17 protein-coding genes and 2 pseudogenes are annotated in these 19,765 nt (G+C 74.9%); 10 read left to right on the plus strand and 9 right to left on the minus strand.

What is annotated here, in order from left to right; genetic code table 11:
• Positions 1-105 precede the first annotated feature (105 nt).
• Both L6E17_RS31035 and L6E17_RS18200 read left to right on the plus strand, forming a co-directional pair.
• Positions 106-366, plus strand: coding sequence for a hypothetical protein (locus L6E17_RS31035; RefSeq protein WP_308315897.1), 261 nt, complete (start codon positions 106-108; stop codon positions 364-366).
• 211 nt (positions 367-577) lie between these two features.
• Entirely contained in the window at positions 578-3,703 is a 3,126-nt protein-coding gene (locus tag L6E17_RS18200; RefSeq protein ID WP_236241813.1) for an FG-GAP-like repeat-containing protein, read from the plus strand.
• 137 nt (positions 3,704-3,840) lie between these two features.
• Here the strand turns inward: L6E17_RS18200 and L6E17_RS18205 are convergent, their stop codons facing one another.
• The 6 genes from L6E17_RS18205 to L6E17_RS18230 form a co-directional block, all read right to left on the minus strand.
• Positions 3,841-4,527 (minus strand): methyltransferase domain-containing protein, encoded by a 687-nt coding sequence (locus L6E17_RS18205; protein WP_236241814.1) that lies wholly within the window; start codon positions 4,525-4,527, stop codon positions 3,841-3,843.
• Positions 4,524-5,231, minus strand: coding sequence for a DUF2064 domain-containing protein (locus L6E17_RS18210; RefSeq protein WP_236241815.1), 708 nt, complete (start codon positions 5,229-5,231; stop codon positions 4,524-4,526). Before L6E17_RS18210 ends, L6E17_RS18205 begins: the two co-directional genes overlap by 4 nt.
• Positions 5,232-5,287: 56 nt before the next feature.
• Positions 5,288-6,025 carry a glycosyltransferase family 2 protein gene (locus L6E17_RS18215; protein WP_236241816.1) on the minus strand — a complete coding sequence of 246 codons (738 nt, stop codon included), beginning with the start codon at positions 6,023-6,025 and terminating at the stop codon, positions 5,288-5,290.
• A 47-nt stretch (positions 6,026-6,072) separates the two neighbouring features.
• Positions 6,073-7,137, minus strand: coding sequence for an NAD(P)-dependent oxidoreductase (locus L6E17_RS18220; RefSeq protein ID WP_236241817.1), 1,065 nt, complete (start codon positions 7,135-7,137; stop codon positions 6,073-6,075).
• Positions 7,138-7,502: 365 nt separating this feature from the next.
• On the minus strand, positions 7,503-8,207 hold the full coding sequence (locus L6E17_RS18225; RefSeq protein WP_236241818.1) for a GntR family transcriptional regulator: 705 nt from the start codon (positions 8,205-8,207) through the stop codon (positions 7,503-7,505).
• 70 nt (positions 8,208-8,277) lie between these two features.
• Positions 8,278-9,645: an aspartate aminotransferase family protein gene (locus tag L6E17_RS18230; RefSeq protein ID WP_236241819.1), complete on the minus strand. Its 1,368-nt coding sequence runs from the start codon at positions 9,643-9,645 to the stop codon at positions 8,278-8,280.
• Positions 9,646-9,756: 111 nt separating this feature from the next.
• On the opposite strand from L6E17_RS18230, the gene L6E17_RS18235 reads away from it, so the two are divergent.
• Positions 9,757-10,383, plus strand: a complete 627-nt coding sequence (locus L6E17_RS18235; protein ID WP_236242117.1) for a DJ-1/PfpI family protein — start codon at positions 9,757-9,759, stop codon at positions 10,381-10,383.
• Positions 10,380-11,176 (plus strand): annotated as a pseudogene (locus L6E17_RS18240) (putative protein N(5)-glutamine methyltransferase). The gene L6E17_RS18235 and the pseudogene L6E17_RS18240 overlap by 4 nt, the downstream one beginning before the upstream one ends.
• 36 nt (positions 11,177-11,212) lie before the next feature.
• On the opposite strand, the gene L6E17_RS18245 reads toward L6E17_RS18240, so the two are convergent.
• Positions 11,213-11,608: a hypothetical protein gene (locus L6E17_RS18245; protein WP_374109083.1), complete on the minus strand. Its 396-nt coding sequence runs from the start codon at positions 11,606-11,608 to the stop codon at positions 11,213-11,215.
• Between the two features lie 228 nt (positions 11,609-11,836).
• On the opposite strand from L6E17_RS18245, the gene L6E17_RS18250 reads away from it, so the two are divergent.
• The 4 genes from L6E17_RS18250 to L6E17_RS18265 are packed head-to-tail and all read left to right on the plus strand — an operon-like array spanning position 11,837 to position 13,444.
• Positions 11,837-12,673, plus strand: a complete 837-nt coding sequence (locus L6E17_RS18250; protein ID WP_236241820.1) for a helix-turn-helix transcriptional regulator — start codon at positions 11,837-11,839, stop codon at positions 12,671-12,673.
• Positions 12,670-12,972, plus strand: coding sequence for a DUF397 domain-containing protein (locus L6E17_RS18255; protein ID WP_236241821.1), 303 nt, complete (start codon positions 12,670-12,672; stop codon positions 12,970-12,972). The genes L6E17_RS18250 and L6E17_RS18255 overlap by 4 nt, the downstream gene beginning before the upstream one ends.
• Positions 12,969-13,199 (plus strand): hypothetical protein, encoded by a 231-nt coding sequence (locus L6E17_RS18260; RefSeq protein ID WP_071263700.1) that lies wholly within the window; start codon positions 12,969-12,971, stop codon positions 13,197-13,199. Before L6E17_RS18255 ends, L6E17_RS18260 begins: the two co-directional genes overlap by 4 nt.
• A 50-nt stretch (positions 13,200-13,249) precedes the next feature.
• The gene (locus L6E17_RS18265; RefSeq protein WP_236242119.1) at positions 13,250-13,444 is read left to right on the plus strand and encodes a hypothetical protein; all 195 of its coding nucleotides are present in this window, start codon (positions 13,250-13,252) and stop codon (positions 13,442-13,444) included.
• A gap of 250 nt (positions 13,445-13,694) precedes the next feature.
• Here the strand turns inward: L6E17_RS18265 and L6E17_RS18270 are convergent, their stop codons facing one another.
• Complete coding sequence (locus L6E17_RS18270; RefSeq protein WP_236241822.1) at positions 13,695-14,594, minus strand: glycoside hydrolase family 19 protein; 900 nt, start codon at positions 14,592-14,594, stop codon at positions 13,695-13,697.
• Positions 14,595-14,949: 355 nt separating this feature from the next.
• Between L6E17_RS18270 and L6E17_RS18275 the strand changes: the two genes are divergently transcribed.
• The gene (locus L6E17_RS18275; RefSeq protein WP_236241823.1) at positions 14,950-16,899 is read left to right on the plus strand and encodes a serine/threonine-protein kinase; all 1,950 of its coding nucleotides are present in this window, start codon (positions 14,950-14,952) and stop codon (positions 16,897-16,899) included.
• 141 nt (positions 16,900-17,040) lie between these two features.
• Here the strand turns inward: L6E17_RS18275 and L6E17_RS18280 are convergent, their stop codons facing one another.
• Positions 17,041-18,324: an adenylosuccinate synthase gene (locus L6E17_RS18280; RefSeq protein ID WP_236241824.1), complete on the minus strand. Its 1,284-nt coding sequence runs from the start codon at positions 18,322-18,324 to the stop codon at positions 17,041-17,043.
• Between the two features lie 174 nt (positions 18,325-18,498).
• Here L6E17_RS18280 and L6E17_RS18285 point away from each other — a divergent pair.
• Positions 18,499-19,351 (plus strand): annotated as a pseudogene (locus tag L6E17_RS18285) (diacylglycerol kinase).
• Positions 19,352-19,765: the final 414 nt, after the last annotated feature.

Consider the following 19,765-nt stretch of genomic DNA (forward strand, 5'->3'; position numbering starts at 1 on the left):
CGCGGTCGTGCTGCACGACGCGGTGGTGGCGCCGCTGGTGCTGGGCCTGGGCCTGCTGGTGGCCCGCACCGGCTCGGCGCGCGGGGTGGTGCGGGGGCGCTGGTCGTGGCGGGCGGGCTCACCCTGGTTGCCCTGCCCGTCCTCCTGGCCCCGCGGCGCCCGTCGAACCCGTCGGTGCTGCCGCTGGACTACGCCCGCAACTGGCTCCTGCTGCTGGCGGCGGTGGCGGTGGGCGCGCTGCTGGTCGGGGTGGCCCCGGCGGCGGGGAGGCGGCTGCGGGGGTGGCGGGCGGGGAGGCGGAGGCGCGGGGGGCGGGCGGAGAGGCGGATGCGCGGGGGGCGTCCGGGGAGGCGCCGACGGCCCTGACACCGGCGCGGCCAGGGTGAGCCGTGCGGGACGGCGCTTGAAACGGCTTGATCGAGCGGATTTTCGACCGGATAGGATCTGCCCACTCGCACGGGGAGGGGGAGGGGCGACACGCCCGGGCCCCGGCGCCGCCGCACGCTCAGCGCAGCCGGCCTCACGTATCCAGCCCTCGCCCTTGTGCCGCATGCACGCACATGGGGAGGGACCCGACTTGACGTACCACGTCCGCGCCCGCAGCAGATCCCCGCTCGACCGGGACAGGCGCCGGGATGGGCGCCGTCTCGGCCGGTCGGCGGCGGTCTTCGGGCTCAGCGCCCTGATGGGCCTCTCGGGCCTGACCCTGGGCACGGCCACCCCCGCCGCGGCGGCTCCCGCCTCCGCCGGGGAGGTCACCATTCCGGCGCCGCCGCACGCGACCCCCGCGACGGAGTACCTGTACGCGGCCGGCACGGGCGTGCAGACGTACGACTTCGGCACGAAGCAGCGTCGCTGGCAGAGCCTCGCGGACGGCCGGGTGGCCCATGACCCGGCCTGCAGCAACAGCAACGGCATCTTCAGCGGTGACACCGTCGCCTGCGCCGGCTTCTCCGCCCCGTCGACCTACACCCTGCACGACTACGCGGCGGGCACCACGGCGCAGCGGACCACTCCGGAGGGGCACGAGTGGGCCAAGGCCCACTCGCGCACGCAGGTCCTCAGCTACGTCCCCGGCACAACCGGCGGCGCCGACACGGCCCTGCACCTCCTGGGCATCGGCGACAACGCGCCCGCGGACGTGCGGGTCGCGGTGCCGGGCAGGATGGCGGGCGCTCCGAAGGTCGTCACGTTCGACGACAAGGGCGCCGTCGTCACGTACTACGACGGCGAGGCGAAGCGTACGGGCCTGGTGGACTTCGCCACGGCCAGGCTGCTCCCGCTGCCGCAGCACCCCGACGCCCCGTCGTACCTGGACGCGACGCTGAGCGCCGACTGGGTCGTCCTCTACGACGACCTCACCCCGCTGAAGATCCTGCTCGTCTCCCGCGAGGACGGGGTCACGACCCGCAGCGTGACGATCACCAAGCCCGGCGGCTGGACCGTGGGCGGCGAGGTGCGCGTGCTCGGTGACTGGCTGGTGGTCGCCCACGAGTCGAGCAGTGGCACCGCGCCGCTGCGGGGCACCTCCCTCAGCACGGGTACGCAGCGGACGGTCCTCCCGGCGGCGACGCGGCAGCTGGTGGCCGCCCCCGACGGCACCCTCTACGCGGTGGGCGGCGCGGACTCCGCCGCCTGGGGCGTCCAGCGGATCACCCTCGACGCCTCGGGTCTTCCCACGACGCAGCGCGTCATCGAGACGCCCCCGAACCCGGCCGAGCGGACGGGGCCGAGCCTGGCGCAGGGGCAGTTGTCCTTCCACCAGGACGACGGCCGGTCCACGGTGCTCCAAGGCTACGACCTGCCGGTCACTCCGCCGCTGACGGTGCCCCAGGAGCCCGGCTGGTCCCGGACGGGCTTCACGGCGGGGTCGTACCCCACCGGCGACGGGCGGATGATCGGCCTCGACTCCGGAGACGACGGCACGAACTGCTCCAGCTGCGTGGTCCTGGTCAACGTCACGGACGCGGCGCCGGACGGCGCCACGCGCACCGTGCGGCTCCAGAGCACGGCGAAGCTCAAGCCGGCCGGGATCCTCGGCGCTTCCGGTCGCTACGTCCACTTCCTGGCGACGGAGAACTCCGCGACCCGCTCGGTGGTCGCCGACATCGAGACGGGCAAGGTCCTGCGCGTCTCCGGCTCGGTGCTGGAGGCGCTGTGGGGCGGCAAGCTGTGGATCGCGGGCAGCGGCATGTCGTCGGTCTCGGCGCTGGACCTCGCCACCGGCAAGGTGTCGGACCCGGTCTCCCTCGAAGGGGACTGCACCGCTCCGTACAACAACTTCCAGGTGGTCGGCGACTGGCTGCACCGCAGCTGCGGCTACTCGCTCCCCGGCCAGGTGTTCAACCTGCGTACGGGTGACCGGATCGACGTTCCGGCGAACGGCTCCCGCCATGCCCGCCTGGGCGACGGCTTCCTCGCGTACGCCGGATACGGCATGGGCTCCGGCCTGAAGCTGGTCGACTTCCGCTCCGGCACGGCCGTCACCGAAGAGCTGACGACCGAACTCGCCTCCACCAACGCGGGCCAGGGCTGGACCGTGGACCGCTTCGGCAGCACAGTCGCCTTCGTCGACGAGGCCCAGACGGTGCACCTGGTCACCGTCGGCGGCGACATGAGCCCGCTCACCACGACGGACGTGCGGACTGGCGCGACACTGGACCTCCGTACCGAGGCCTCCTGGCAGGGCACGTGGTGGCTGTCCAAGCCGGCCGCGTCCTGGCAGGTCACCGTCACCGACAAGGCCACGGGCCGCCAGGTCCACCGCGCGAGCGGCGGCGAGGCCCGCGGCGTGGTCGCGATGGAATGGAGTGGCAAGGACGCCCAGGGAGCCCGGCTGCCCAGCGGGACGTACACCTGGAGGCTGTCCGCGATCGCGGCGGACGGTGTGGGCTCCCCGCTCGCCAGGAGCGGGGACCTGAAGGTGATCGGCGCGTCGAAGGCGTGGCACGACTTCGACGGCGCCGACGGCATCGGCGACCTGCTGGCCGTGGACTCCACCGAGGGCGCGGCGTACGTCTTCCCCGGTGCGGGCGACGGGACCCTCGCCGCGCCGCGCCTCGCCGGGACGTCCTGGCCGAGGTCGTCGACCCTCGTCCCGTTCGGGGACATGACGGGTGACGGCTGCAACGACGTGCTGGTCCGCAAGAGCGACGGCACGCTGTGGCTGTACGAGCCGAAATGCGGCGGCGGCGCCTCCATCGACCACGGGCTGACGAGGCAGGTCGGCTCGGGCTGGACCGGCTACACCCTGATCAGCAGCGGCGACATGGACAGCGACGGCATTGCCGACCTGCTCGCCCGCAGTGACGCGAATGGGGAGCTGTACCGCTACTCCGGCACCGCCTCCGGCGGGCTGTCCAAGCGTGTGAAGATCGGCTGGGGCTGGTCGGGCTACACCCTCATCGGGTCCGGCGACCTGAACGGCGACGGCCACAACGACGTGCTGGGCCGTGACTCCCAGGGCCGCCTGAACCGCTACGACGGCAAGGGCGACGGCACGTTCGGCACCCGCACCCAGATCGGCTGGGGCTGGTCCGGCTACACGATGGTCGGTGTCGGCGACCTGAACGGCGACGGCACCAACGACGTCGTCGGCAGCGACCCCGAGGGCCGTCTGCTCCGCTACGACGGCACCGGCGAGGGCACGCTCACCGGCCGCACCCTGATCGGCGAGGGCTGGAGCAACCGCACGGTGTCCTGACGCCTCGGCGCCCGGGCCCACGGCGGGCCCGTACCGCAGCCTGCGCGGTACGGGCCCGCCGCTGTTTCCCCGCCTCCGGGCGCGGTTGCCGGGCGGCGGGCCCCGCCCGACAGGCCCCCGCGGGCCCCGCGAGGCCGTCAGAGCCGGTGCAGCGCGGCGAAGGTGCGGCCGGAGGCGGGCCACTGGGAGACGGCCGTCCAGCCCGTCGCCTCCGCGTGCCGCTGCAGCGCGCGGGGCCCGACGCGGGCCCAGGGGAAGGCCGCGCCCCGGCCCCCGCGGCCGTCGTCGACGCGGACCTCCACCCGCTCGTCGACTTCGTATGCCGCGGTCTCGACGACCAGGAGGCCGCCGGGTGCGGCCAGTTCGGCGGTGCGGCGCAGCAGCGCCGCCGGGTCGCCGCCGATGCCGATGTTGCCGTCCATGAGCAGCACCGTGCCCCACTCGCCCTCCTTGGGCAGCGGGTCGAACACCGACCGGCACAGCGCCGCGCCCCCGGCCCGTATGGTCCGGTCCACCGCCTCCGGGCTCACGTCCACGCCCAGCGCCGGGCGTCCCCGCGCGGCGAGGGCGACGACGAGCCTGCCGGGGCCGCAGCCCACGTCCAGCACGGGCCCCCGGCAGCGTTCGAGGACCGTGGTGTCGGCCCGGTCGGGTGCGGCGCACCAGCGTTCCACGTCCAGCGGCAGCAGCCAGCCGTCGCCGCGCCGCAGGAAGAGCGGGCCCCGCCCGGCGCGGAGGGCCGCCGCGTACGGGTCGGCGTCCCGCCAGGCCCGTACGGCGCCGACCGCGCCGACCGCGTCGCCCGCGGTGCCGACCGCGGTCACCGGGCGGCCTCCTCCACGGCCGCGCCGAGCAGTTCGGCGTGCAGGGCGGCGAAGCGCCCGTCCGGCGCGAGTGCGGCGACCGCCCGGGCGTCGTCCGCGCGGTCCACGTCCCGCAGGACCGGCAGGTCCCGGACCGTCAGCCCGGCGTCCGTGAGCCGCCGCCGCTGCTCGCGCCCGGTCTCCGGCACGGACATCGGCACGCCCCGCAGGAGGTCGGGATCCGGGGCGGCCAGGCCCAGTGCCCAGAAGCCGCCGTCCTCGGCGGGGCCGAACCACGCGTCGGCCGACGTGAAGTCCAGCCCCTGGGCGAGCAGTCCGGGGGTCACCTGCGGGGTGTCCATGCCGATGACGAGCGCCGGGCCGTCCGCGGCCCCGGCGAACGCCGCCGCGAGCCGCTCGTCGAGGCCGCCCGCGGCCTGCGGGACCACCTCGAAGCCGGGCAGCACCCATGGGCCCGGCCTGCCGTCGAGCACCAGCACCCGGCGCGCGACCGGGGCGGCGGCCGCGGCGGCCAGGGTGTCCGCCAGGGCCGCCTCGGCCAGCCGGGCGGCCTCCTGCGGGGTGAACGGCGGGGTCAGTCTGGTCTTCACCCGGCCCGGTACGGGCTCCTTGGCGATCACCAGCAGCGTCCCCCGCGGTGTCCCCCGCGGTGTCTCCCCCGGCGTCCCCTGCGATGTCTCCCGCCGCGCCCTCTGCGGCGCCATCCGGGGCGTCTCCTGCTGCGCTCCCTGCGGTGTCCCCCGCCGCGTGTCCGACCCGGTCACTGCACCATCCCCTTCGCCTCGGCCTTCGCCTTCGCCTTCGCCTTGGTCGGGCGGGGCGCCTCCGCCAGCACCGCCCGCATGTCCCGCACCGCGTGCCAGGTCCCCCGCCACGTGCCCGTCACCTTCGACCTGCCCGCCCGCGGCAGGTACGGCACGTCCCGCTCCCGCACCCGCCATCCGGCGTCGGCCGCGCGGACCACCATCTGCAGCGGGTAGCCGCTGCGGCGGTCCGTCAGGTCCAGGTCCAGCAGCGCCGTGCGGCGCGCCGCCCGCATCGGCCCCAGGTCGTGCAGGCGCAGTCCGGTGCGGCGGCGCAGCATCCGGGACAGGGCGAGGTTCCCGGCCCGGGCGTGCGGCGGCCAGGCGCCCCGTGCGGTGGGGCGGCGGCGGCCCAGCACCAGATCGGCGCGGCCCGCCGCCACCTCGGCCGCGAACGGCACGAGCTGGCCGGGGTCGAGGGACGCGTCGCAGTCGCAGAAGCAGACGATGTCGGCGTCGGACGCGGTGAGGCCCGCGTGGCAGGCGGCGCCGAAGCCGCGCCGGGGCTCGGCGACGACGGTGGCGCCGAGGGCGCGGGCGAGGTCGGGGGAGCCGTCGCGCGAGCCGTTGTCGACGACGACGGCCCGCCAGCCGGGCGGGATCCGCTCCAGTACCCAGGGCAGCGCCTCCGCCTCGTCCAGGCACGGCAGGACGACGTCCACGGTGAGGTCCGCGGTCGGGTTGTGTTCGGTCACACGCCTCACCGTATGGACCAACGGACCGTCAGGGGCCGCCTTGGCGCTTACGAAACGCGGACATCCGCCATCCCGCGCAGCCCGCTCGCCGCGAACTCGGCCATCCCCTCGGCGAACCCGACGGCCGGCCGCCACCCTAGGTCGGCCCGCAGCCGGGAGGAGTCGGCGGTGATGTGCCGGACGTCGCCGAGCCGGTACTCGCCCGTGACCTGCGGCGCGGGCCCGCCGCAGGCCGCCGCGAGGGCCGCCGCCATCTGCCCGACGGTGCGGGGGTCGCCGCTGCCGGTGTTGTAGGGGGTGAGGGTTCCGCTGGGCCGGTCGCCGAGCGACTCCAGCACGGCGACGTTGGCGGCGGCGACGTCCCGTACGTGCACGAAGTCGCGGAGCTGGCCGCCGTCCTCGAAGACGCGGGGCGCCTCGCCGCGGGCGAGGGCCGAGCGGAACAGGGAGGCGACTCCGGCGTACGGGGTGTCGCGCGGCATCCGGGGCCCGTACACGTTGTGGTAGCGCAGGGACACGGCCCGCCCGCCGGTGGCGCGCGCCCAGGACGCGGCCAGGTGCTCCTGGGTCAGTTTGGTGGCGGCGTACACGTTGCGCGGGTCGACGGGCGCGTCCTCGCCGACGAGCCCGGGGAGCAGGGCGGTGCCGCAGCGGGGGCACGGCGGCTCGAAGCGGCCTTCCCGCAGGTCGCGTTCCGTGCGCGGGCCGGGCCGGACGGGACCGTCCTGGGGGCAGTCGTAGCGCCCTTCCCCGTACACGACCATCGACCCGGCGAGCACCAGAGCCGCCGTTCCGGCCTCCGCCATGGCGGCGAGCAGCACGGCCGTGCCGAGGTCGTTGCAGCCGACGTAGTCGGGGGCGTCCGCGAAGTCCTTGCCGAGGCCGACCATGGCGGCCTGGTGGCACACGGCGTCCACGCCGCGCAGCAGGGCCCGCACCGCGTCGGCGTCCCGCACGTCGGCTCTCACGACGCCCGGCGGCGCCCCGGCGCCCTCGCCGTGGGCGCTCGCGAGGAGGGCGTCCAGCACGACGGGCTCGTGCCCCCGCTCCTGGAGGGCGTCGACGATGTGCGACCCGATGAATCCGGCTCCGCCGGTGACCAGTACACGCATGCGCCCGACGCTAGGCCCGCCACCCGCCGCGCCGCCGCCCGCCGCGCCCGCACGTCACGCATCCGTAAGACCCGCGGGCGGGGCGGTCGCCGGGCCCGCCCGCGGGCCGCGGACCGCGGACCGGCGGGACCCGGCGGGACCCGGCGGAACCCGGTGGGACCGAGCGGGACCGAGCGGCCGAGCGGGACTGAGCGGCCGAGCGGCCGGGCAGCCAGTCGGCCAGGCGACCCGGCGGCCAGGCGCCCCGGCGACCGACGGACCAGGGCCAGCGCCAACGCGAGCACCAGCACCAGCACCAGCACCAGCACCAGCACCAGCACCAGCCAGCGTCAGCGCCAGCGCGCCGGGGCCAGCCGCGGGACCGGCTACCGGTGGCCCAGGACCTCCAGGTGGTCCGCCCAGGTCAACGCGTGCGCGTTGTACGCGTCCATCACCGCGATGACCTGCTCCGGCACGCCCTCAGTCACCGCGTCGACCAGCTCCACGTGCCCGGCCCACAGCCAGTCGTGCAGCCGCCGGTCGCCCCGCAGGTACGGCACGGCGAAGACCCACGCCTGGACGCGCAGCCGGTGCAGGAAGTCGGCGACGTAGTGGTTGGCGACGAGCCCGCTCAGCTCCCGCCAGAACCGCAGGTCGTACGTGATGAGGATGTCCAGGTCCCCGGCGCGGGCCGCGCGCGCGGCGGCGTCCGCCCGGCGCCGCACGGACACCAGCGTCGCGTCCCGCAGGCAGGAGCGCCGCCCGCCGGGCGCGGCCCCGTACCGCTCGGTGAGCCGCCGGTAGAGGCCGTCCACGACCAGCGACCGGGCCTCCACCATGCCCCGGTAGTCGGCCACGGTGAACTGGTGGACGCGGAAACCTTTGTGCTGGTCGGAGTCGAGCAGCCCCTGCGCGGACAGGTCGACCAGCGCCTCCCGCACGGGCGTGGCGGACACGCCGTACTGGTCGGCTATCTGCTTGACGGTGAACTCCTGCCCCGGGTGGAGACGCCCCGCAAGCACCTCGTCACGCAGCGCGTCCGCGATCTGCTGCCGCAGAGTGCTGCGCGTCACAGGTCCGCTCGCGACCATGGGCAGGTCCCCTCCGTCCGGTTTCGGACACCTTAAGCCAGTCGGAGGGGGCCACTAGAAGGGGTCTGCGTCACACTGCGTGCTCGTCCGCCACGGCGAGCGCCGCGTCCAGCACCGCCAGGCCCTCCTTCGCCTCGGCTTCGGTGAGCGTGCAGGGCGGGGCGACGTGGATCCGGTTCATCGCGAGGAACGGCCACAGCCCGGCCTGCTTGCAGGCCGCGCCGACCGCCGCCATCGGGGCGTTCGCCTCACCGCTCGCGTTGTAGGGCACGAGGGGCTCGCGCGTGTCCCGGTCCCGTACCAGCTCCAGCGCCCAGAACGCGCCGAGGCCGCGCACCTCGCCCACCGACGGGTGCCGCTCGGCCAGCGTCCGCAGGCCGGGGCCGAGGACCTTCTCGCCCAGGTCGCGGGCGCGCTCCACGACCCGCTCCTCCTCCATCACGCGCAGCGTCGCCACCGCGGCGGCGCAGGCCAGCGGGTGCCCGGAGTAGGTGAGCCCGCCGGGGTACGGCCGGGTGTCGAAGGTGGCGGCGACCGCGCCGGAGATCGCCACGCCGCCGAGCGGCACGTACCCGGACGTCACTCCCTTGGCGAAGGTCAGCAGGTCGGGCACCACGCCGTAGTGGTCGGCGGCGAACCACGCGCCGGTCCGCCCGAAGCCCGCCATCACCTCGTCCAGCACCAGCAGGATTCCGTGCCGGTCGCACAGCTCCCGCACCCCCGCCAGGTAGCCGGGCGGCGGCGGCACGACCCCGGCCGTGCCGGGCACGGTCTCCAGCACGATCGCGGCGACGGTCTGCGGGCCCTCGAAGGCGATCACGTCCTCCAGGTGCGCCAGCGCCCGCGCGCACTCCTGCGCCTCGTCCTGCGCGTAGAACGCCGACCGGTAGGGGAAGGGGCCCCAGAAGTGGACGACGCCCGCGGACGCGGTGTCGGACGCCCACCGCCGGGGGTCGCCCGTCAGGTTGATCGCCGTCGACGTGGCCCCGTGGTACGACCGGTACGCGCTGAGCACCTTGGGACGCCCGGTGTGCAGCCGGGCCATCCGCACCGCGTTCTCGACGGCCTCCGCGCCGCCGTTGGTGAAGAAGATCCGGTCCAGGTCCCCGGGCGTGCGCTCCGCGATCAGCCGGGCCGCCTCCGAGCGCACGTCCACGGCGAAGGCGGGCGCGAAGGTGGCCAGCTTCGCGGCCTGCTCCTGGATCGCGGCGACCACCTTCGGGTGCTGGTAGCCGATGTTCGTGAAGACGAGCCCGCTGGCGAAGTCGAGGTAGCGGCGGCCTTCGTAGTCCCAGAAGTACGCCCCTTCGGCCCCGGCCACGGCCAGCGGGTCGATCAGCGCCTGGGCGGACCAGGAGTGGAAGACGTGCGCGCGGTCGGCGGCCTTGACGGCGGCGCCCTCCCGCGGGTCGGGCTGCGGGTGAGGATGAGGAGTCATACGCGCCAAGCTAAAAGCGCTGGCGCCCCGGTGACATGTCCAACTTGTATGGCGGAGGCCATATGGGTCGGCACAGTGTCGCCCCCGGCCACCGGCAACCAGGAGGTCGCGATGTCCGCCGACGCGCCCGGCACCACCGGCGCCACCGCCCGCAACCCCGTCCACCTGGCCGTTCACGACGCCTTCGCCGACTGGGAGACCGGCCACGCCACAGCCTGTCCGGCCAGGACCGGCCACGAGGTCCGCACGGTCGGTCCCTCGGCGGCGCCCGTCACCGGCATCGGCGGGCTGCGCGTCATCCCCGGCCTGGCCCTGGCGGACCTGCGCCCCGAGGACAGCTCCCTGCTCATGCCGACCGGCGCCGACCTGTGGGACGCGGGCGACGACCTGGCCCCCTTCGCGGCGAAGGCCCGCGCGTTCCCGGACGCGGGCGTGCCGGTCGCCGCGATCTGCGGCGCGACGGCGGGCCTGGCCCGCGAGGGCCTGCTCGACGACCGTCCGCACACCGGCTCCTTCGGCCCCTGCCTCGCCGCGACCGGCTACCGGGCCGCGCAGCACTACGTGGAGGCCGACGCGGTCGCGGACGGCGACCTGATCACGGCGGGCGCGACCGAGCCCGTGGCGTTCGCCCGCGAGGTCCTCGGCCGGATGGGGGCCTTCGAGGGCGGCAGGCTGGACGCGTGGTTCCGCCTCTTCCACGACTCGGACCCGGCGGCGTACGAGGAGCTCACCGCTTGATCCCGGCCGACGCCCTCGCCGCCCGCCTCCGCACGGCGGGCTGCGTGTTCGCGGAGGAGGAGGCCGCGCTGCTCCTCGCCGCCGCCCGCACGCCCGACGAGCTGGACGCCATGGTGGCGCGCCGGGCCCGCGGCCACCCGCTGGAGCACGTCGTCGGCTGGGCCGCGTTCGGCGGCCTGCGGGTGGCCGTCGACGACGGCGTGTTCGTGCCGCGCCGCCGCACGGAGTTCCTCGTCGAGCGGGCGGCCGAGCTGGCCCCGCCCGCCCCCTGGTGGTGGACCTGTGCTGCGGCACGGGCGCCCTGGGCGCCGCGCTGGCCGCCGCGCTCGGCGGGCGGGCCGCCGTGCACGCGGCCGACATCGATCCGGCCGCGGTGCGCTGCGCCCGCCGCAACCTGGCGCCGGTGGGCGGGACCGCGCACGAGGGCGACCTGTTCGCGGCGCTGCCCCCGGCGCTGCGGGGCCGCGTGGACGTCCTGATCGCGAACGTCCCGTACGTCCCGACCGCCGACCTCCCGCTGCTGCCGCCGGAGGCCCGGCTGCACGAGTCCGCCGTCGCCCTCGACGGCGGTCCGGACGGTCTGGACGTGGCCCGCCGCGTGGCGGCCGACGCCCCCGCCTGGCTGGCACCCGGGGGCGTGCTGCTCTTCGAGACGAGCGACCGCCAGGCCGCCGCCGCGGTGCGCGCGGTCCGGGACGCTTCCGCCGGGGCCCTGGAGGCGCGCGTCCTGACCTGCGGCGAGCGGGACGCGACGGTGGTCGTGGCGCGGGCCCGCCGGGCCCGTGGGGAATGACGGGGACGGGTGCGGCGGGGTCCGCGGCCCGTCCGCTCACCCCTCCGGGGAGTGGGCACCGGCCGCCCGCCGCACGTACTCCTCCGCCGCCGGGGCCACCACCAGCACCGCCACGATCGCGTTGCACAGCAGCAGCGGGTGCACGAACCGCCCCGGTTCCGTGGGCGGGCACAGCCACGACAGCGGCCACGTGTCACCGGACAGCGCGGGCACCGGCACGTAACTGCGCTCCGGGCCCGCCCCGTTGAACCGCACGGCCGCGGCCGGCCAGCGGTTCCGCACGGTGCTGCCGGGCGGCAGCAGGAAGTACGTACCGCGCCGGCCGTTCCCCTCGGCCACGATCGGCCCCGGGTCGCCGTTGGTCATCCGCTCCAGGCACCCGGCCACCCGGCGCCCGTCGTCCCCGTCCACACGCACGGCGTCGAATTGCACGCCCGCCTTCCGCAATTGGATACCGGAGGCGGGGACCCAGCCGAGTTCTCCCCGGCGAATCGAAGCATTCACAGGACCATTGTGGGCCCTTGTCGCTACCGTCTCCCTTACCTGCCGGACAGTTGTCATTGCCCGCTTGACCTGCGGTGACACCCTGTCAGGCAGTCAAAATCGACGGCGATCGGTTGAGTCCGGTTGAGACCGGTAGAGTCCGAGTGGGGAGCGGAAATGGCGGGTCGCGAGAACAAGGAAAATGCCACCCCGACAGCCAGGCTCGTCGCGCACATGACGCGCGAATTGCGCAAGCGGAAGGGCCTCACACAGGAGGAGCTGGGCGAGCTGATCGGCTACTCCGGCGCGGCCGTCAGCGGCGTGGAGACCTGCGCCCAGCCCGCGAGCGACCAGATGCTCGTCAAGCTGGAGCAGTCCATCGGCGGCGGCATGGGCTTCTTCGAGGAGGCGCGGGTGCCGATGCGGGTGGAGAAGTACCCGCAGCAGTTCAAGAAGTACGCCCTGCTGGAGCGCGAGGCGGTGAGCCTGCACCTCTTCGCGACGCCGGTGATCCACGGGCTGTTCCAGACGGAGGAGTACGCACGGGCGCTGATCCGGGGCAGCTTCCCCATCGTCTCCGAGGAGCGCGTGGAAGAGCTGGTGGATGCCAGGATGGCCCGGAAGGAGATCTTCGACCGCGATCCGGTCGCCCACATCGAGCTGGTGCTGGATGAGGCGGCCCTCCACCGCTCCATCGGCAGCCAGGAGTCCATGCGGGGGCAGTTGCAGCACCTCGCGGCGTATGCCCGGAAGCGAAACGTAACGATCCAAGTACTGCCCCTGGACTGCGGGCTGCACGGCGAGTACGCAGGAGACCGAGGCCAGCTCAACGTCCTGGAGACCCCGGAGCACCAGCACGTGGTGTACCTGGAGCCCCAGGACGAGAGCCTCCTGATCAGCGACCCGGCGAAGGTGAGCACGTACATGCAGCGGTATGCGAGGATCCGGGCACAGGCCCTGGATCCGAGGGAATCGCTGGGTCTCATCGAGCGGTTGGCAGGAGAGCAGCCATGAGCAGCACGCTCCAGTGGTTCAAGTCGAGTTACAGCAGCGGCAGCGGTGGCGACTGCGTCGAGGTGGCCTTCGACTGGCGCACGTCGTCGTACAGCAGTGACAGCGGCGGCAACTGCGTGGAAGTGTCCGCCCCCTGGCGCAAGTCGATCCGCAGCAGCTCAAGCGGCGGCGAGTGCGTCGAGGTCGCCGCCTGCGCCGAGGCGGTGCACGTGCGGGACTCCAAGAACCCCGACGGCGGGACGTTCGCCGTCGCCCCGTCGGCCTGGGTGGCGTTCCTCGCGGGCGCCACGGGTTCTTGAGAACCGTCATCGCCGGGCAGCTCGTGGAGCTGCCCGGCACCATCGCCGCCATCCGCGCCGCGCTGGACGAGGACCGGGCGAAGGCGTTCGACGCGGAGATCCCGCATGTCCCGGTCGCCGAGCTGCCGTTGACGCTGGCCCGGTGGGCGCTGTCGACGACGGACGCGGACGCGGAGGACGCGGAGCTGTTCGCGCGCCTGGCGCGCGGCGAGGACGTCGGCGCGTGACCGGGTACCGCCTCCAGTACGCACCTCCCGCGGACCTGGCCCTGGACTCGATGGAGGCGCAGCTGCGCGCCCGCTTCGACGCGGGGATGCTCGCGTGGCTGGCCCCCGACCCGTACGGGCACGGCTCCGCGCCGATAGACCGCGACGAGGACCGCCGCGAGGCCACCGTGTCGGGTGTGGTGATCCGCTACTACGTCAGCCGCAGCGTCCTGACCGTCACGGTCGTGCGCCTGGTGTTCGTCTGACCGGTCGCGCGTCGCCCCGCCGGGCGCGGCGGTCCTGGAGCACACGGCCGCCCGCGACGGGCGCGCCGGGCCCGGGGACTGACCCCCGGCGGCACCGGCGGGCCCGCCCGGCAGCCGGACCCGTACGCCACCCGCGGCCCGTTGCCCGCACGGGCCTGCAAGCACGCTGCGGCGGCCGCGTCAGTCGGCGGCCGCCGCAGTGTCAGGGGCGGGGAGGCGCCCCGGGGGGCCCTGCGGGCCAGGGGGCGGGTCAGCAGTACAGGTTCGCGCCCGTCGGGACGCCGAGGATCTGCGTGAACTGCTGGTACTTCGTGACGCGGCTCTGCACCTGGGCCGGGTTGCGGCCGTCGCATTCGAGGGCGCCGTTGATGGAGCGGATCGTCTGGCCGAAGCCCGCGCCGGTGACCATCGCGTGGTGGCCGGTCATCGTGCCGGGACCGGACTGGGTGTTCCAGTACCAGAGCGCCGTCTTCCAGGCGACGGCCGCGTCGCGCTCGACGCGGTACGGGTCGCGCAGCAGGTCGATGCCGAGGGCGTCGCCCGCCGCCTTGTAGTTGAAGTTCCAGCTGAGCTGGATCGGGCCCCGGCCGTAGTACGCGGCCTGCCCGGCCGGGCAGCCGTAGGGCTGGCCGCTGTCGCAGTAGTGGGGGTAGTTGGCGGTGTTCTGCTCCACGATGTGGACCAGGCCGCCCGTCTCGTGGCTGACGTTCGCCAGGAACGCCGCCGCCTCCTGCTTGCTGACCGTGGCGCCGCCGGTGTTCGCGAACGCCGGGTACGCGGCGAGAGCCGCCTTCAGGCCGCTGTACGTGTAGAACGGGTTCCGGTTCGGGAACATCTGCTGGAACTGCGCCTCGGAGACGACGAAGCCCGACGGGTCCGGGTCGCCCGGGTCACCGGGGTCGGGGCTGCCGGAGCCGCAGGCACCCTGGTCGGCCCAGACGTCGGCGGAGCCGGGACGCTCGTTCTGGGTCCACCACTTGGCCTGCCAGTTGCGTCCGCCGTACGAGGCGGAGTTCCCGCCCCAGTAGACCGACGAGGAGCTCCAGGGGGCGGCGCACTCGGCGGCGTGCGCGGGACCGGCGGGGAGGAGGGCGGCGAAGCCGAGCGCCATGGCGAAGGCGGCCAGCACCGCTCCGAAGCGTCGTGACATGACATCACTCCTTCGTGTGGGGGTGCCGCACACCCTCCCGGGATTGGTCTGGACCTGTCAAGGTCTGGACCGGAAATCGACGGGCCGCGCGAGGCTGTGCCGCCCGGCGGTTCGCCCGCGGCCGCGCTGCCCGCGGATGCCCGACGGCCCTCGGCACCCGGCGGCCCACACCTGACGGCCAGGAGCCCTCCCGCCGCACCCGGCCCCGCACACCCGACGACCAGGAGCCCTCCCGCCGCACCCGGCCCCGCACACCTGACGGCCAGGCGGCCTCGCACCCCCGCGGGCCGCGCCCCGCGCGCCCTCACCCGGCTCCGCCCGTTTCGCGGCACGCCCGCTGTGCGAGGATCCGGACGTGGAAGCCCTGACCCCCGAAGACCCCGCCACGATCGGCCCCTTCCGCCTCCTCGGCAGGCTCGGCACCGGCGGCATGGGCCGCGTCTACCTCGCGCGCTCCGCGGGCGGCCGCACCGTCGCCGTCAAGGTGGTCCACCCCGAGCTGGCGGCGCAGGACGAGTTCCGGCGACGGTTCGCCCGCGAGGTGGCCGCCCTGCGGAAGGTCGGCGGCTCCGGCACCACCCCCGTCCTGGGCGCCGACACGGAGGCGGAGGCCCCCTGGGTGGCGATCGGGTACGTGGCGGGGCCCTCCCTGAAGGCCGTCGTCGGCTCCGAGTACGGCCCGCTGCCCGCCGGGACCGTCCGCGTCCTCGCCGCCGGACTGGCCCGCGCCCTGGAGCGCGTCCACGCCGCCGGACTGATCCACCGGGACCTGAAGCCCGCGAACGTCCTCCTCGCCGTCGACGGCCCCCGCATCATCGACTTCGGCATCGCCCGGGCCGTGGACACGGTCACGGACGGCGGCCTGACGAGCACCGGGGCCGTCGTCGGCTCCCCCGGGTTCATGTCGCCCGAGCAGGTGCGCGGCGAGCGGCTGACCCCGGCGTCGGACCTCTTCTGCCTCGGCTCCGTCCTGGCGTACGCGGCGACCGGCCGCGCCCCCTTCGGCACCGCCGACAGCGGGGTCCACGCCATGATGTTCCGCATCGCGCACGACGAACCCGACCTGGAGGGACTGCCGCCGGAACTGGACGGGCTCGTACGGTCCTGCCTCGCCAAGGACCCCGCCGACCGGCCGACCGCCGGGGAGCTGGCGCGGGCCGCCGACGAGGCCGCCGACGGTGCCGACGGCCCGGCCGGTCACGAGGGCGCGCCGACCGGCACATGGCTGCCCACCGAGGTGCTCGCCGGGCTCGGCCGCCACGCCGCCCGGCTGCTCGACGCGGACGGCGACCCGACGCCCACGGACCACCCGGCCGCACTCGACCCCCGCGCGGACACCCCCGCCGACGCGGGCCCGGCCCCCGGGCCGCGCCCGCCCCGGCGCCGGAACCTGCTGGTCGGGGCCTGCGCGGCCCTCGCGCTCGCCCTCGGCGGCACGGCCCTCGCCGTCGCGTACTGGCCGGAGCGGGGCACCCCGGGCGGGGCGGAGGGCGGAAGCGCGACCGGCACCGGGACCGGCACGGGCAGCGGGACGGGAGGCGGGACGGAGGTGCCCGCCGCGTTCGCCGGGGCCTGGGAAGGCGCCATCCGCGGCGCCGCCGACCACCCGGAGGAGACGCTGCGCATCGAGATCGGCCCCGGCGGCACGTCCGTGTCCTCCAGCCATCTCACCGCGGAGCGGCTGTGCATGGGCCGCTCCGCGGTGACGGGCCGCGGCGGCGACGGCCGGAGCATCACCCTGATCGGGAGCGACGTGACCCTCAGCCTGCCCGCCGAGCGCTGCACGCCCGCCCCGCGCCACACCCTGACCCTGCGCTCCGCGCAGGTCGTCGAGTGGCGGTCCGGGGCGGCCGGCGCGACGCTCCGCAAGGTGGAGTCCGGCCCGGAGGTCGTACCGGAGCGGTTCGTCGGCACCTGGGAGCGGAGAGCGGACGAGGAGGTGCCGGACACGCCGACGGACCTCTACAACGAGCGGCTCGTGATCACGCAGGGCCCGATCGGCGCACCGGTGCTGCGGCTGGAGCAGAGCAACCCCGAACTGGACGAGGAGACCGGCGAGCGGACCGGCCGCACCCTCACCTGCGCGAGCACGGGCGTCCTCGCGGGCAGCGGCGACCTGCTGCTCGTCGGGCCGATGCAACTGGACGCGGACGCGTCCGACAGGGAGTGCCGGCAGAACTCCCTCAACGCCGCGCCGAGCAGCTCGGGAGTGCTGCGGGTGGAACGCGTCGACGGCAAGGAGCGGCTGCTGTCCGCCCCGTTCGGCGAGGACACGTCGTACGCCGTGTTCGCCCGCAAGTACTGACGGACCGGCCCGCGGAACGGAGCGAGCGGAGGCCCGGGGCGCTGCTCCCCGAGCCTCCGCTCACGACTTCACGGCCTCACGACCTCACGGCCACCGGTCTCACCGGCCCACTGGCCTCACCGGTCCGCCGGTCTCACCGGCCTACAGGAACGAGTTGATCTCGATCGTCTCGTCGCGGCCCGGGCCGACGCCGATCGCGGAGATCGGCGCGCCGGACATCTCCTCCAGCGCCTTGACGTACGCCTGCGCGTTCTTCGGCAGCTCGGCGAAGGTCTTGGCCTTCGAGATGTCCTCGGACCAGCCCGGCAGGTACTCGTAGACCGGCTTCGCGTGGTGGAAGTCCGTCTGCGAGTACGGCAGCTCCTCCACGCGCCTGCCGTCGATCTCGTACGCGACGCACACCGGGATCTGCTCCCAGCCGGTCAGCACGTCCAGCTTCGTGAGGAAGAAGTCGGTCAGGCCGTTCACGCGGGTGGCGTAGCGGGCGATGACCGCGTCGAACCAGCCGCAGCGGCGGTCGCGGCCGGTGGTGACACCGCGCTCGCCGCCGATGCGCCGCAGCGCCTCGCCGTCCTCGTCGAAGAGCTCCGTCGGGAACGGGCCGGCGCCGACGCGGGTCGTGTACGCCTTCAGGATGCCGATGACGCGGCTGATCTTCGTCGGGCCGACGCCGGCACCGGTGCAGGCACCGCCGGAGGTCGGGTTCGACGAGGTCACGAAGGGGTACGTGCCGTGGTCGACGTCGAGGAGGGTGCCCTGACCGCCCTCGAAGAGGACGACCTTGCCCTCGTCGATGGCGTTGTTCAGGATCAGCGTGGTGTCCGCGACGTACGGCCTGATCTGCTCCGCGTACTGGAGCATCTCCTCCACGATCTTGGAGGACTCGATCGCCCGCCGGTTGTAGAGCTTGGCGAGGAGCTGGTTCTTGACCTCCAGGGCCGCCTCGACCTTCTGGGTGAGGATCGACTCGTCGTAGAGGTCCTGGACGCGGATGCCCACACGGTTGATCTTGTCGGCGTACGTCGGGCCGATGCCGCGGCCGGTCGTGCCGATCTTGCGCTTGCCGAGGAACCGTTCCGTCACCTTGTCGAGGGTGACGTTGTACGGCGTGATCAGGTGCGCGTTGCCGCTGATCAGCAGCTTGCTGGTGTCCACGCCGCGATCGTTGAGCCCGCTCAGCTCGGAGAGCAGGACCGCCGGGTCGACGACGACACCGTTTCCGATCACCGGGGTGCATCCCGGGGAGAGGATCCCGGAGGGAAGGAGGTGGAGCGCGTACTTCTGGTCGCCTACGACGACCGTGTGACCGGCGTTGTTACCGCCCTGGTAGCGCACCACGTAGTCGACGGATCCACCGAGGAGGTCGGTGGCCTTTCCTTTGCCCTCGTCACCCCACTGAGCACCGAGCAGCACAAGTGCGGGCACAGGCGTACACCCCTTCCGGGCGGGGCATGTCCAAGGCCAGGGGCGCAAATTGTCGTACGGCGGTGTACGACAGCAGCCTGGAACCGCTGAACCGGTGCCCCGGAATAGACGAAGCCCCTGGCTCGACGGCGCAAGGGGCTCTTGCACAAAGATGCTACCCGAGGAAGGACCGAGGTGTCGGCTCCCGACCAGCTCCTGGTGGTCATCGACCCGGTCGCCCGCCGCTGCGACGGCGAGTCCGTGCGGATCGCGAAGGACGTGTTGTGCGGCGGCGCCGCCGCGAAGGTGTGCCTCCCGGCGACCCGGGAGGAGTTCGCGCGGGCGCTGGCCCGGCGCGGCGGGCGGCGGCCCGTGGTCGTCGGCGACGACCGGGCCCTGGTGCACGCCGTGCGGCTGCTGCACCGCGACGGCGAAGCTGGACGGGGAGCCCCTGGCGCTGGTGCCGGTCGGTCCTGACGACACCGTGCGGCTCGCGGCGGCGCTGGGTGCGCCGCTGGGCGCGGTGACGGCGGCGCGGGCGGTGCTGGACGGGGTGGAGCGGCGGCTGGACCTGCTGGTGGACGAGGACGGCGGTGTCGTGGTGGGCGGGCTGCGCATCCCCGACGGGACGGCGGCGGTGCCGGTCGCGCCGGAGGACCCCACGCACACGGTGTGGGGCACGGCGAGGACCCTGGTCCGCACCCTGGTGGGCCCGCAGCCGCCCGCGGCGCGGGTGCCGCAGATGCGGGGGCACCGGCTGCGGGTGGAGGCGGACGGGCGGGTGGTCTGCGACGTGGAGGATCCGGTGGCGGGCGTGGCGGTGGCGGCGGAGGACGGTGTCGCGGTGGTGGAGGTCCACCCGCGCGCCGGGGCGCCGGTCCGGCACACGGCGAGGGCGGTCCGCGTCTCGGCCGCGCCCGGGGCGGACTTCCGCTACCACGCGGACGGGCAGGTCAGGGGCCCGCTGGAGACCCGTACGTGGACGCTGCACGCCGCGTCCTGGTCCCTGCTGGTCCCGTCCCCGGCCCTCGCCCCGGAAGCCTCCTGATCCCGCGCGCCGACGCCGCCGCGATTTGCGGGGTGTGGGGTGCGGACTGCGGGGCTGCGGGGCTGCGGGGCTGCGGGGCTGCGGGGCCGACGCTGACGCGGCTCCGGCCCACGCGTCGGGGCTGACCCGGCTCCGACCTGCGTATCGGGGCTGACGCGGCTACGGCCTGCGCGTCGGGGCTGACGCGGCTCCGGCCCACGTGGCGGGGCTGACGCGGCTCCGGCCTGCGCGTCTGGGCGTCTGGGCGTCTGGGCGTCTGGGCGTCTGGGCGTCTGGGCGTCTGGGCGTCTGGGCGTCTGGGCGTCTGGGCGTCTGGGCGTCTGGGCGTCTGGGCGTCTGGGCGTCTGCGCGACCGTTCCCGCCTTCCCGGCGGCGGCGGAAGCCCCGAAGGCCGCCCTCCGGGCCCGCCGGGCT

The organism is Streptomyces sp. CC228A (genome assembly GCF_021390935.1).
Lineage (GTDB): Bacteria > Actinomycetota > Actinomycetes > Streptomycetales > Streptomycetaceae > Streptomyces.

Excerpts from the sequence above, each read along its gene's own strand:
- L6E17_RS18270 (WP_236241822.1), bottom strand. The coding sequence starts at position 14,594 with ATGTCACGACGCTTCGGAGCGGTGCTGGCCGCCTTCGCCATGGCGCTC.
- L6E17_RS18255 (WP_236241821.1), top strand. The coding sequence starts at position 12,670 with ATGAGCAGCACGCTCCAGTGGTTCAAGTCGAGTTACAGCAGCGGCAGC.
- L6E17_RS18265 (WP_236242119.1), top strand. The coding sequence starts at position 13,250 with ATGGAGGCGCAGCTGCGCGCCCGCTTCGACGCGGGGATGCTCGCGTGG.
- L6E17_RS18235 (WP_236242117.1), top strand. The coding sequence starts at position 9,757 with ATGTCCGCCGACGCGCCCGGCACCACCGGCGCCACCGCCCGCAACCCC.
- L6E17_RS18230 (WP_236241819.1), bottom strand. The coding sequence starts at position 9,645 with ATGACTCCTCATCCTCACCCGCAGCCCGACCCGCGGGAGGGCGCCGCC.
- L6E17_RS18210 (WP_236241815.1), bottom strand. The coding sequence starts at position 5,231 with ATGGCGCCGCAGAGGGCGCGGCGGGAGACATCGCAGGGGACGCCGGGG.
- L6E17_RS18220 (WP_236241817.1), bottom strand. The coding sequence starts at position 7,137 with ATGCGTGTACTGGTCACCGGCGGAGCCGGATTCATCGGGTCGCACATC.
- L6E17_RS18225 (WP_236241818.1), bottom strand. The coding sequence starts at position 8,207 with ATGGTCGCGAGCGGACCTGTGACGCGCAGCACTCTGCGGCAGCAGATC.
- L6E17_RS18250 (WP_236241820.1), top strand. The coding sequence starts at position 11,837 with ATGGCGGGTCGCGAGAACAAGGAAAATGCCACCCCGACAGCCAGGCTC.